13 protein-coding genes and 3 pseudogenes are annotated in these 13,464 nt (G+C 37.1%); 13 read left to right on the top strand and 3 right to left on the bottom strand.

The features are described from left to right. From KG118_RS00200 to KG118_RS00190, 3 genes and pseudogenes are all read right to left on the bottom strand, one after another. Positions 1–537 (bottom strand): TetR/AcrR family transcriptional regulator, encoded by a 537-nt coding sequence (locus KG118_RS00200; protein WP_117712873.1) that lies wholly within the window; start codon positions 535–537, stop codon positions 1–3. A 112-nt stretch (positions 538–649) separates the two neighbouring features. Continuing rightward, positions 650–1,168, bottom strand: a pseudogene (locus tag KG118_RS00195) (DinB family protein). A gap of 52 nt (positions 1,169–1,220) precedes the next feature. Continuing rightward, positions 1,221–1,766 (bottom strand): TetR/AcrR family transcriptional regulator, encoded by a 546-nt coding sequence (locus KG118_RS00190; RefSeq protein ID WP_117712872.1) that lies wholly within the window; start codon positions 1,764–1,766, stop codon positions 1,221–1,223. A 216-nt stretch (positions 1,767–1,982) separates the two neighbouring features. Between KG118_RS00190 and KG118_RS00185 the strand changes: the two genes are divergently transcribed. From KG118_RS00185 to KG118_RS00125, 13 genes and pseudogenes are all read left to right on the top strand, one after another. After that, complete coding sequence (locus tag KG118_RS00185) at positions 1,983–2,297, top strand: helix-turn-helix domain-containing protein (protein WP_117712871.1); 315 nt, start codon at positions 1,983–1,985, stop codon at positions 2,295–2,297. Next, positions 2,284–2,577 (top strand): DUF3876 domain-containing protein, encoded by a 294-nt coding sequence (locus tag KG118_RS00180; RefSeq protein ID WP_117712870.1) that lies wholly within the window; start codon positions 2,284–2,286, stop codon positions 2,575–2,577. Before KG118_RS00185 ends, KG118_RS00180 begins: the two co-directional genes overlap by 14 nt. A 76-nt stretch (positions 2,578–2,653) precedes the next feature. Further along, positions 2,654–2,945: pseudogene (locus tag KG118_RS00175) on the top strand (helix-turn-helix domain-containing protein). 260 nt (positions 2,946–3,205) lie between these two features. Beyond that, entirely contained in the window at positions 3,206–3,502 is a 297-nt protein-coding gene (locus tag KG118_RS00170; RefSeq protein WP_117712869.1) for a MerR family transcriptional regulator, read from the top strand. Between the two features lie 6 nt (positions 3,503–3,508). Then, a complete protein-coding gene (locus tag KG118_RS00165; protein ID WP_117712868.1) occupies positions 3,509–3,811 on the top strand; it encodes a helix-turn-helix domain-containing protein in 303 nt (100 codons plus the stop codon). Between the two features lie 221 nt (positions 3,812–4,032). After that, complete coding sequence (locus KG118_RS00160) at positions 4,033–5,760, top strand: recombinase family protein (RefSeq protein WP_213388329.1); 1,728 nt, start codon at positions 4,033–4,035, stop codon at positions 5,758–5,760. Between the two features lie 39 nt (positions 5,761–5,799). Then, positions 5,800–6,702: a hypothetical protein gene (locus KG118_RS00155; RefSeq protein WP_213388327.1), complete on the top strand. Its 903-nt coding sequence runs from the start codon at positions 5,800–5,802 to the stop codon at positions 6,700–6,702. Positions 6,703–6,941: 239 nt separating this feature from the next. Next, the gene (locus KG118_RS00150; protein WP_213388325.1) at positions 6,942–7,853 is read left to right on the top strand and encodes a hypothetical protein; all 912 of its coding nucleotides are present in this window, start codon (positions 6,942–6,944) and stop codon (positions 7,851–7,853) included. Between the two features lie 727 nt (positions 7,854–8,580). After that, positions 8,581–9,386 (top strand): annotated as a pseudogene (locus tag KG118_RS00145) (hypothetical protein). Between the two features lie 359 nt (positions 9,387–9,745). Beyond that, positions 9,746–10,777, top strand: coding sequence for a DUF3871 family protein (locus KG118_RS00140; protein ID WP_213388323.1), 1,032 nt, complete (start codon positions 9,746–9,748; stop codon positions 10,775–10,777). Positions 10,778–10,851: 74 nt separating this feature from the next. Further along, positions 10,852–11,295, top strand: a complete 444-nt coding sequence (locus tag KG118_RS00135; RefSeq protein ID WP_213388321.1) for a JAB domain-containing protein — start codon at positions 10,852–10,854, stop codon at positions 11,293–11,295. Between the two features lie 105 nt (positions 11,296–11,400). After that, a complete protein-coding gene (locus tag KG118_RS00130) occupies positions 11,401–12,075 on the top strand; it encodes a recombinase family protein (protein ID WP_213388319.1) in 675 nt (224 codons plus the stop codon). A 620-nt stretch (positions 12,076–12,695) separates the two neighbouring features. Further along, positions 12,696–13,463, top strand: a complete 768-nt coding sequence (locus tag KG118_RS00125) for a hypothetical protein (RefSeq protein ID WP_213388317.1) — start codon at positions 12,696–12,698, stop codon at positions 13,461–13,463. Position 13,464: the final 1 nt, after the last annotated feature.

Here is a 13,464-nt window from a genome sequence, read left to right as displayed (position 1 = left end):
TTACTGCTCTTTAAATTTATTGATAACCATATCCTGCAACTCTTTGAACTGTTCCGCTGGTAGAGCCGAACAAACTTGCTGCATGCCAATCAGCATGGAGTATTGTATTATCGCCAAATCCATTGCTTGTTTAGCATCCAATCCGGTTGCTTCATTTAGTTTGCTTGCATATTCCAACCTGATACTGTCCGCTTGCGCTACATAATTTTGCACAATTGGATTGGAATATCCCCATGACCGTATTACACTTTCGTTTCGGATAGAAGCGTATGCTGCCATATCAGCTAATTTCTGCTGTTGCTCTTTGGGAGTGCTCAATTTGTTCACTTCACGAATAAACTCAAATGTGTTTACCTCCAACCAATACTTCATGAGAGCATCAACATACCCATCAATATTCTTAAAATGATGATAGAATGCTCCCTTTGTAATTTTCAGTAAGGCACATAAGTTGTCTATTGTAATCTTAGAATATCCATCATTTTCTAAAACGTTTAGTCCTATTACGAACCATTGATTTCTATCTACTTTCTTCATAACTAAAACATACCATATAGTATGGTATGCAAATGTAATCACTTTATTAGAATAAACAATAGCTTGCCTGTCTCTTTTATTATCATTTCCTGTATTTAAGATGCAGCTATCTTTAAAGCCATTTGATAGGGTAGCCGAGCATACGCTTTAATTCTTCCATTTCCGCACTATGCCACATTTCATGTTTGAAACACCAAGATAATGCTTCATATTTATTATTAGCTACTGGATGCTTAAACGGAATAGGTTCTAATTGCTCAAATAATATATTATCATTTAATTGGGATAAATTATCTATGCATATTTCATGAATGGCATCAAACTGATCTTTTAGCTCATATGCTGGTATCAAGTTTTTTTCTACTGACCTATGTAGGGTTCCCATACCATTGAAGATTTTCACATAATCAACAATAGGTATCAATTCTGCGATTTTAGTATTTCTTCCTGTGATACATGTGATAGCATGGAAGTTTTGGCTAATCATTAAATGTCCAACTTGCCAAGCAAAATTTGAATCTGTGTTTTGAGGAATTGTGTATCACAAATCTTGTGGTATTTCGGAAATCAAACGATTTACAAAATTCCTCGATTCGATAATCTGTTCTCTTAAAAAATCAATTCTTTTCATTTTTATAAATTTATATACTTATTAGTAAGTAAGTGTTTGGGGCAAAAAAATATTAGATATTTAATAATCCTTCCTGTATTGATTTATACACATCATTTCTTAATACTTTATTCATTTGCAAAGAAGATAGTAATGCAGAATGAACCATAAAAGCCTTTGTTCTTGGTGTTTCCGCAAATGAAAAAGCATTGTTTTTTAAACCTTTATCTAATAAAGCTGTAAGCCATTTCAGAATCGTGTTTACCAATCCCTGCAACTCTTTCTGCATGTTTTCAGGTAAAGTGTCATAAGATGGTGAAAGTGAGCCAACTATACAAACCCAATGATTATTGATAAAACTATCATGCATATGAATGTAATTGGAAAACTGCGATTTATAATCCAAACTTTCCCATTTTCTAGTTAGCTCATTAAAAGCATTCAGATTTTCTCTTATTATTTCTACTCCCAGATCCGACTTTGAAGGGAAATAATAATGAATAGCTGCATTCTTTATATTCAATGCTTTAGATATGTCTGCATAGCTAAAAGAATTGTAGCCAATAGAGCGAATTAATTCACTTCCTAACCGTATTATTTCACTTCTTGTATCATTCATAACGCAAATATATGCAATTTACTTAGTAGTAAGTATAAAATCTGCGATTTTAACATCTTGTATGTTCACAGTGTATAATTTCTATCTTCATTTATCCAGCCAGTTATAACCACTTCATACCACTTTCGGACAGTTTAGAAAACGGCTCTTGATTCTTCTTTCATTTGCTGGTGAAATAGAATCAACACGTTTTATAAACCATTTAAAATTAAAAGTATGGAAGTAGTAACCATCGAAAAAAGAACATTCTCGTATGTCTGCGAGCGGTTCACAGAGTTTGCCAAACGGATAGAAAGTTTATGCAGCACTCATACCCAAAAAGTAGAAAACTGGCTAGATAGTCAGGAAGTATGCCTGTTGTTAGGCTTTAGTAAGCGAACGCTGCAATATTACCGAAGTAGTGGGCGACTGGCTTATTCTCAAATAGGGAGCAAAATTTATTATAAGTCTTCTGATGTTGAAAGAATTATTGTGGATAGTGAAACACAAAATCAATCACCCAAACAAATCACGCCTTATGAAAAGAACTAAAGAAGATTATCCGTCTTTCAACCTGTTCTCCATTGTTGGCACATGGGAAAGCATTAATCTGAATCCTACAGTAATCATCTACCGGAATGACAACGATTATCTTCTCTCTATTATATATGTATCGGAAACCACCAAACAGGCTTCACCCGCTACTTATGAAATACAGAAAGAAGACAGTCTGTATTTTATAGCTCCTGTTCCTAAACGGATTTACATAGATTATGATCCAGCAAAAGACGTGCTTAGCCTTTCATCACTGGGTGACTATCTGCGAAACTAATAATCAGCTAATCATTCAACTGATTAGCTATCAAGCAATCTTGAAATCAATATTTCAATAAAACAATCTTTCGATCATGGAATTAATAAGTAAAGATACACCACAAGTCAAAGAATTTATTTCTTCACTTGATTCAATACTGAACGGTATTGAATCAAGTGAAGCATTACAAGCCCCACCTGAACGGAGAGCGTTTTCTCTCCAATCATGAAGTTTCTAAAAAGCTCAATGTCAGTTTGCGAACTCTGCAAGAATGGCGAGATACAGGATTAATACCATTTATCCGAATAAAAGGAAAAATCATCTATCGACAAAGTGATATTGATAAACTACTGCAAAAGCACTACTTTGAAAGCTGGACGGAATAACGTGCCGTCCTCGAAAACATTGTTTTTCGGAATTTAATTTGAATCATTGACTTTTCCAGTGAAGTATTTAGTCTGTGCAAGTCTTTAGATAAAAATACGCTCGAATGTTAATGAGAGGAAGATTTTTATCTAAACCGAAGACTTGGACTTGAACAGGCTAAATACGGAACTTACCTTTGTCAATGTTTCATATTAAGTTCTGGAAAACTTAAGCTAAAAGAAAAGGATTGAGAAAAAGAATTTTGAAAAGTAATTTATATATGGATATAGTAGCAATAGAGAGAGTTTCCTTCGATTTTTTTAGAAAGAAGCTGGAACAGATTATATCATTGGCAGATAATATTTCTTTATCTCCCTCTGATATGTGTATTGAGAAAGAATGGATAGAGGGTAGGACATTGGCAGCTTCCTTAAATATTCCTTTGCGAACATTACAGTCTTTACGTGAGAGTGGCAAACTTTCTTTTTCGACTGTTGGCAAGAAAGTATATTATAAGGTTGCCGAAGTACAAAAACTATTGGATTTAGGTAGAATAAAAGTAACCACTAAAGAATAATTGCTTATGGATTTATACACGAATGAGGATAGCCAAGAATTATTGCAATCGTTAGATAGGGCTTTACCTTATATAGAATATGCATTGAAGAATAATAAGCCCATGTTTGAGGGTGAACGGTATCTGACAAGCGAAGAACTTTGTTCTATACTCAAAATTAGCCGTAGGACTTTGCAGTATTATCGGGATGATGGCATTTTCCCTTTTATTCAACTTCCGGGCAAAGTGCTGTTCCGTGAATCGGATATTAGGGAGATTTTGGAGGATAGGTTTCGTTCTGCCTATAATATAGAAGATTATTCTCTTTAGTCTTTAATATGATGAAGATGGAGAAACGGCTACCGTCCGAATGGATTGGGTAGCCGTTTTCATCTTTAGGTGGTTTTAGTAGAGAAGCTCTCCCGTACATTCTGCATATCTCGGAGAATACTCTGATCTAATACTTTTGCATATTGCTGCGTCATTTTAATAACACATTTGCAGGTACGACTATTATTTCTTAAGTTTGCACCAACTTAATAATCAAGAATATGAGAGGTGCAATTTATTCACGTGTTTCTACCTTAGACCAAGACTACAACAGGCAGACAAACGAATTAAAGGAATATGCCAAATATATGAGCATAGAGATAACCCATGTCTTTGAAGAAAAGGAAAGCGGGTTTAATGATGACAGACCAGAGTTTGCCAAGTTAAAGGAACTGACTAAAGACGATATTGATATAGTCTTGGTTTGGGAATTGTCAAGACTTAGTAGGAGGTCTCTCTATCTCCAACAGCAGATTGAACATTTTACCAAGAAAGGGATATGTGTCTATGCCAAGAAAGAGAATCTTAGGACATTGGACGAGAATGGAGAGGAAGACAGGAACACCAAATTCATTATTGGCATAATCGCTATGATTGCAGAGCAGGAAGTGGCTACCCTTAAAGCACGAAGCATTTCGTCTAAGAAGAACAAGATTCTTAAAGAAGGAAACAGTTACACCTATAAAGCCCCTTATGGCTATGATTACAGCACAGAGACCAAACGGTTAAGCATAAATGAGGAGGAAGCCAAGACGGTCAGACGGGTTATAGAACTCTCAGCCAACGGTTATTCAAGTGCAAGGATAGCCCTCATGCTGAATGCAGAAAATATCCCCACAAGAAGTAAGACTAAAATATGGACTATGGGAACAATCAATTCCATGCTGGCTAATCCTGTCTATAAGGGTGAAGCTGAATATATGCTTAAAGGTACTGAACCCAAGAAAGGTAAGAGATACAAGAGACCTATTGAGGTTGCCACAGTCAAAACCCCTGCCATTGTTTCTGCTGAATTATTTGACCTGTCAAGGGAGAAGATGAAAGGGAGGGCTTTTAGAAGTAAGAGTACAGGTGTCAAACACTTTCAATTATTAAGAGGATTGATTCATTGTCCTTACTGCAAGATTAAATATACCTATGAGGGTGGCAGGGACTTATATGTCTGCCATGACAAGCACATGAAATCCAAGAATAAGCCAGCCTGTTTCAGTAAGGCTATAAAAGCTACAAGAATAGAGAAGATTGTTTGGGAATTGGTAAAGCTGCTGTTCTCACAGGAATTAGCCACAGGCAAAGCCCAAGAGCAAGAAGAACCGTTAAGGCAGGAGATTGAAACCCACCAGAAGTTACTTATGGGCATAGAAGGGAAATTGGCAGATTTAACAGCGCAAGCCAATGCCATTGTAAACGCTGCAATTGACATCAAGCGTGAAATGCCCAATATGCCAGACTTATATATCAACAAGATAAAGGAAGCCGCATCTTTGGATAAGGAATCCAAGAAGTACCAATATGAGAAAGACAGGCTGAACAAACTGATTCTGTCCTGTGAGAGCAAGATAGAAGCTATCAATTCGTTATCCAACGAGAAAGTTCTTGTAGATAGCATTACTGATGATATGGAACGGTACGAACTTATTCATAAGGTTATTGACCACATAATTATATATGGTGAAGATTCTGCATATTCTTTAGTGGTGGTCACTTTCAAGACAGGACAGGAGGTTTACATTGGTTACAAATCCAAAGGCTATCAATACTATACGATATTCTATCCATCACAGAGTGTTTGGGTTGATACAGAGAAGCGATTGGGCTGCATAATGACAATGAAAGACTCCAAGTCCTTAGAACTTTCATTAGAAACCGTCACTAAGGAATATTCCATTACAGCTTTTGTAAAGATGTTTGATATTCCAAAGAACAGGCGTTATTATGAGAATCAATAAATCACTTATATAGTTGTTGAACCAAATAGATTATAGACCATGAATCCAATAGATAAGTTTACCAATATAGATGCAGTTTACCCTACTACTGATGCAAGGGAAGAAGATATAATATTAGATTATGTTTGGGACTTTGCCATGCTGATACACCCAGCAGAACCAAAGATTATAGATGAAAGGTTTGCATTGGAGGGCAGTTGCGCCATATCCACCTTTAAAAGAAGATACAACGAACGGCTGATTAAAACACCTCTTACCTATGAGGACTATAAGAACAATATAGAAATCAAGAAAGCCATATCAGCCTTGCAGTTGGATATTAATAAGTTTTGGTTTGCCATACTGTTTATATGGGACTATGTGGACGGTGAATGTTGGCAGGCGTTTGAACGTGGTGATTCTCCTTCCAATGAAGTGGATAAGTTGCTTCAAACCATCACCCAATATGAAGAGAATCCCAATGCCAATCCATTAACTGAACACATCACCTTTAAAGAAGAACTGTCTTTGTCCTTGCAAGTAAACGGTAAATCCATACATACCATAGAGACAGCCAATGCCATCAAGTTTATTCTGAAATGCTGTCAAGAGCATTTGGATGATTTAAAACCAAAGAATGAATTTGATACAGAACATCTGAATGATAATATTGAAATGGTAAGCTACCATCCAACCAAGAAGCAGACAACGGCAAGCACAACCAAGAGAATATGCCTCTTTGCCCAGAGATTCCAACTGTTCTTTGATACCCTCTCACCCTCATTCTCCAATTACAGGAAAGGTGAAAGGAACGCATATAATGTAACCTTCCTAATATCACAGCTTGTCTATCTTACAGGAATATCTGATAATGAAGACTTCCTCGTCAGCAAGACCACACTAAAAGGATATTTAAGCAAGAACAAGAATATGAATTGGGACGTGCATAATAATATCTACTAATAATCAATGTTTTATATAAGGGAGAGTAACTTCTCCCTTAACTTTACTCTCGCTAATTCTCATGGCTTCTCCCCATCTTTGCAGCGTCAAAGGAACAGGACTTGTAATGCGGACAAGTAAAGAGAGAACCAATTCCACTAAAATTTTACTCTCTCTTAAATCTCTCCAAAGTTCTCACCTTTGCAACATCAAAATCAATTAAAGCTGGAGCGCACCAGTCTAAAAACTGCAAGCAAGACATGAGAACGAACATTATTTCAATCAATGAGCTGGGTAAGAAAGTAGCATTCGTAAGCGGTAACAGAGCCATTAACAAGAAGAACCTCAAACAGAAGATGGTTTCCATCAAAGAATGCGGTCAATTAACGCCCATCATCATTGTAGATGGAGAAGAAGCGGCTAAAGAGGGCTTGACCATGTTGGATTATGAAACAGGCAAGGAAGTCCCAGCAGAGGAAGTGGCAGACTATGTGGTTATTATTGAAGGACAGCACAGATATACTTCCATCATGGAATTAAGAAAGTTGGATGAGAAGGACAATACTTCTTATGCTCCCACTGACATCATGGTAATGTACGCACTGAATAATAAGAACAAGACCATAAAGAAGCTTATCTCTGAACTGAACAAGACCTCAATCATTTGGGATGGTAAAGACTATGTTACAGGTGCAGCATTGTGTAACCCCAACAGTGAATTGTTACAGTTTGCCAAAGAACTAACTGATATGAAGTCTGTTAAATCCAATGACGGCTTACCTAAAACAGGTTATCCTGTTTCCACCATCAGCAAGCTGGTTACTTTCAATACAAGTCTTGATAAGGCAAAGCTGGCACAGAGCATGGAAGATGGTACAGAATGCTTGCCTACTGCCAACATTGAGCGTGCAAGGAAGATATTGGAGACTGCAAGAAGTAGAGGTTTTAAACATAGTTATCTCTCCCACAAATATTTCATTGATTGGTTTATTGATGAGCAGACAGGTAAATGGACGAATGGCGCAGATGGTGTAGAGATTGTTTGCCAAATGATTAACAAACTGGAACCAGCAGATGTAGAACGCATTTCAAAGATTAAATCTGACAAGTACATTTCAGAGATTAGAGAAGTTGTAGAAGAAGCTGTCAGCAGACATTCAGAGGAACAGTAAAGATTCTGCCAAGAGCCTGCACTAACAAATTGGTGCAGGTCTCTTATCTCACTCCCCAAAACATATAGGGCATACAAGTTTTTAAACATTCTGAATAGTCTAAAGTCTGATTCTTAAATGTGTGGTCTTATCATTAGTTCCCCACCTGTGAAGTTCTTACCTTTACATTACCACAGACAGATAATTCCACCGCATAGATTGACGGACTATAAACTATTCAGCATATCTAAAATGGAAGAATTTACTTATGAGCAGATAAGGGCTAAGGCTCTTAAACAGGGAGTAAAAGATAATAAAGTCCATATTGGATTATGGGCTAATCTTAATAACTATCTAAAGACAAGGAGAAAGAAGAATGGAAAGGTTGCTACCTATTATATATCATTGCAGAAGCTGGCTTACTGACAAGATAAAATTTGCAGCAGAGAGATTCATATTGTTAAATCTTTGGGGTGTGCTTATTCACTTTTTACCCCGTGCCTAAACACCCCATCTCTACACTCCTACATTACAATCCAATAAGACCCATGCAATGTCCTAAAGGACACCGCACAGGTAATCTGTAAGCTGGGAGTGAATAAAACCGATGATATGTGGATTTATAATAACAATTTTTATGACAAACTGAGCGAGCTTAGGAAATCCAACAGATTAAGTTCCTCTAAAGTGAGATTCTTATTAAAGACCAACCAAATCATTTTAATCAGACATATTGAGCGATTGCCTTATGAAACTACCATTCAAGAAATATACAGTAATGAGCAATAATCTGATTCAGAAATTGGGTTGCACTGATGTTTACAGGACATACGTGTTACTACTGACAGCAGACAAATATACATTGACTACTGACACCACGATAGACCAACTTGCATCATTCGTTGGTGATAAACCTGCCAACTATAATGGTGGTAAGAGTTCCAAACCATTTAATGACAAGTTAAGAGCTACAGGGGAAGTTACCATACAGAACAAGGATAGTGGCAGGAATGACAGAACTTGGACTGATTATATATTCTCTCCTGTCAGTTTTGGGCATTACAGAAGAATTGACAGGGAGTTCTATGATTCATATAACAATACTTTGGATTTAAAACTCAGAGGATTCATCCTTAAACTGTTCAGTGCAGCAGAGCCACACAGTCATACTATTACCTTATCTGTAAGAAAACTGAAAGAGCTAATTCACATGGGGCATGGCACTATCTCCAGCTATATAGACCAACTAAGGGATATGGACTTATTGGACGAAGTTGGAGATTCAATCATATTAAAAGCCAAAGGTCTTATTATAGACTTACCCAAAGATAAATATGTGGAGGAAGTGCAAGCTGCCTTTGAACACATGATAGCATTTAACGAGAGCAGAGGAACCCCATTTCAAGGGAGTGCATGATTTACAAGAAGTACAAGGAGAATGACTTTGAGGGAGTTAAGAATATACACGCTCTTATGAAATCATTATCAAGTGGATTGGTAGGCAGGAAGCAAGAGATAAAAGACAAAGAAGAACTGCCAGACCTATTCTTATGAATCAGTCTAAGCAACCATTAATAAGCATACTGTTGGCAGCATTTCCAATTCTAAAGAGTTATGCACAAGACACCCCTACCCACATAAACACCCCCTCATTGGCTCTTAAATAAAAAGAATGCTTTAGTAATGTAGCCTAATAGCTGACAGGAATAAGCATTCTTATTTAATCAGAGAACAGGCACGATGCACTATTGCCACAACCTACCAATAAATTACTATTACTCTCAACTTCCTTTGAAAGAATCTTTAGGGAAAGACATAGAACAGCCTAAGATGCAAGCGAAGTAATTCACTTGTGTTTTGGGTTTGTTCTTGTTAAATCCATTCAATCAATAATCATTTAATTCAATTTCATTATGAGAAATTTAGTAATTATGCCAGCTATGGCACAGCGTAGAGAATCATTAAACATGGGTGAGTTTGCAGAAGAAGCAATCATTGTGGAAGAAGTTGCAGCACCCAAGAGAGTAAACCATTTCATTGAAGCCAACACGCAGGAAGTAACCTTGCAGCACTTACAACAGGGCTGCATCATTCCCAGTTTTGCGTCAATGGAGGAAACCATCAGCCACCAATCCTTTATAGGTGCAGTGGTGGATGCTGCCAAAGACTACTTCAATGGAGAGCAGTTTGATATGCCAGAGATTAGAATCTCACACCCTATCAATGGTAGAATCCCAAGTGCATTAGGTAAGAAAGCATCTGAACTGACAGATGAAGAGAAGACTTTGTTCTATCAGAGAATGTGCTTCTGTTTTGAAATCCCATCCATCGTACATGATGAATACGGTAATCGTTTGGCATTATCCATTGGTGGAGTAAGGGCATATAACGAGATTAACCTGTACAGTAAGAAATCTGTTGAGAGATTTAAAATCTTCATAGGCTTTAGGAATCGTGTGTGCTCTAATCTCATGCTCACCACTGACGGCTTGCAGGATAAGATAGAAGTTCTAAGTACACAGGAGTTATATGCAGCAGCATTGAATCTGTTCCATGCTTACAACCCATCTAAGGACTTGCATCTGTTAAGGGCACTTGGACAAATGTCAATCTCCACAAGCGAGTTCTGCCAAATAATAGGCAGGATGAGATTATATCAAGCTCTTACACCCAACCAGCAGAAACGCTTGCCTCGTCTATTGTTGGGAGACAGTCAGATTAATGCAGCTTGCAGAGCATTCGTTTCTGATGCGAACTTCAAGAGTACAGGGGACAGCATTACAGGTTGGCAGTTACTTAACTTGCTCAATGGTTCTGTGAAGTCAAGTTACATAGATAACTTCTTGGAGAGGAATCTTAACTGCACAGAGTTTGTACAAGGCATCCAACGTGCCAAATTAGGAGATAGTGAATACGCTTGGTTCTTGGGCAGAGTGGATTGTTGATTGAGAGAGGAAAGGGCAGCTATTCAGTTAGTTGTCCTTTCTTTATTTCTACCAACTTTTAAATATCATACAATATGAATATAGATTATACTGTGGGAGAAGTGGAACTATCCTACAAACCCAAATTCAAAAACCTGCATAAGATTGTTAGTTCAGAGGACGCTTATAAATACTTACTTCCCACATATAAGGAGGGTACAATTTGCTACAAAGAATACTTCAAAGTACTGTTTCTTAATCAAGCCAGCCAAGTTTTAGGTTACACTCTCATATCAGAGGGTGGAATTACTGAAACGTCTGTTGATGTAAGAGTAATTCTACAAGCTGCATTGCTTACCAATTCAGTGGCTCTTGTTCTTGCACATAACCATCCAAGCGGTAATCTGAAACCAAGTAGGCAGGATATGGATATTACTAAGCAGGTCAAGGAAGCAGCAAGACTTATGAGAATTACAGTAACAGACCACCTCATTCTTACAGATGGATATTACAGCTTCGCTGATGAAGGACAGTTATAGCGTATCATCCTAAAAAGGACATTCAATTTTTAAGTTGGGTGTCCTTACTTACATAAGCTGAATGTTCGTTCAGCATTTGTAACCAACTATTAATAGTTGTGAATTATGAAGACATACATAGCATATTTAAGGCAATCCACCATGAAGCAGCAAATATCGGGGCTTGGTGTGGAAGCCCAAAGGGAGATTATACACAACCATGTGAAGAATAAGTCCATACTTGCTGAATATATTGAGACAGAGAGTGGGAAGAAGTCTAACAGACCTCAACTTCTTGCAGCTTTGGCAATGTGCAGGAAGACCAACTCTATTCTAATCGTAGCAAAATTGGATAGGTTGTCAAGGAATGTAGCGTTTACTTCCAAGCTGTTGGAGAGTGATGTTGAGATTGTGTTCTGCGACTTCCCCCAAGCTAACAGACTAATTCTGCATATCATCAGTAGCATAGCCGAATATGAAGCAGGGTTAATCAGTCAGAGAACCAAGCAATCACTTCAAGCCAAGAAAGCAAGGGGTGTGCAGCTTGGTAAATCAGAGAACTTGATGAATAAATTTGAACAAGCTGTTCAGCATAGTATCATTACCAACAAGGCTAAGGCAACTAACAATCCAAATAACATGAGAGCGATAGCACTGTTACGGTCATTGTCAATGCAAGGCAAATCATTATCTGAAATGACTTGTCTGTTGAATGAGCAAGGCTTTGTTACATCTAAGGGATGCAAGTTTCAGATTACACAAGTCAAGAGGTTACTTGTCAGAGCTGGGTTGATGTCGTGAAGTCACTTTGAAAGGCAGGACAAATTTAGAGCAAGGTCAGTCTTATATACCCCAATCTGAATTTGTCCTATCCTCAAATTCAGACGGAGAAACTGACTTTAACTTTATAAATCCATGTAGGTAACAATTTCTAAAATTCACTTCTTATAAGGGGAATTATCATTTTGATACCCACATGGATTTACAGAATATGGATGCAAATTTTTTAAATATCCTGTTCTGACTATGTTTGAGAGCACGATAGTTACTATTTATCCTCACTCCATGCTCATTAATTTAGAACCTTTCGCTATCTTTGCACCAATTCCAATGAACTAAGGTGATAGGGAGTTGGAAGGACATATTTAACGAAAGGTGTTATTGAAATTATCTTCTAAAGTCAAATTCTCGCAAAATTTGTAATGCTGTGAAGATGGTAGCAATAGCACCCATATCATTTGTTATATACCTACCTTTTATAAGGTTTCTATATCTCAAACTGGTGTGGGGCTATTGTTTTATCCACAGCAAGGCAATGCGAGAAGCCAGACTTTAGGGTAAAACATATATAGTTCCCACACCTTTTTTATTTAGTAACGGCTTATCCACAGGGAACAGGTGAGCACAATTAGAATTATTGCATGAAAGAACTATTCCAAGTTTTGAATAGAGAGGATAGAATTTCTATACTCAAACTATTGTCTTTATTGATAAATGAATCCAATAAGACAAACTACAATGATAATAGTGATTGGATTTTAGCCTTTAATGAAGCAGGATTTAGAACTGACGACATTAATATTAATGAAATCTTGTCTAATATTGACATGGATGTTTATAACACTCCATTAGAAGATTGGCAAGTCCAAGCACTCAATTCGATATGCTTTCTTGAGAATATTCTAATCTTTAGATATGTTCCAGACGATGAGCCAAAAGAAGCTATCTATATCCAACGAGAAGCGGAAACCTATCGTAAGATAGATAAGAATAGACCATTCCCCCTATGTCACTTACCATTAATGCCAGAAGAAGTAGTTAGAATGATGACACTTCGAGCTTCAAAACTATTTGGCAATGATACTAACATTTGGTTTGATACAGAGAATATACGCATTACTTTGAGTAGAGGGTTTGATAATTCATATATCTTGTTCAACGACAGAACTAATGAGTTTAACATTTGGTTTGAAGACTCTTTCATGAGATTTGTTGGAGGTGAAGAATGGAATACTAACAAAAAGCCATATTGTACTTTCAAGGAATGGCTCGAATCTGGAGCAACACTCAAATCTGGAACAACAATTGTACTAGACAAACTATTTGAAGGCTTTTCTTCAAATGGTTTAGACATTAGATACAATGCCAATGTTGGAATGGGATTACACATCATAATCAAATTAAATTAAA

This window comes from Bacteroides propionicigenes (assembly GCF_018390535.1).
Taxonomy (GTDB): Bacteria; Bacteroidota; Bacteroidia; order Bacteroidales; family Bacteroidaceae; genus Bacteroides; species Bacteroides propionicigenes.
This window is presented reverse-complemented; position numbering and strand designations above follow the sequence as displayed.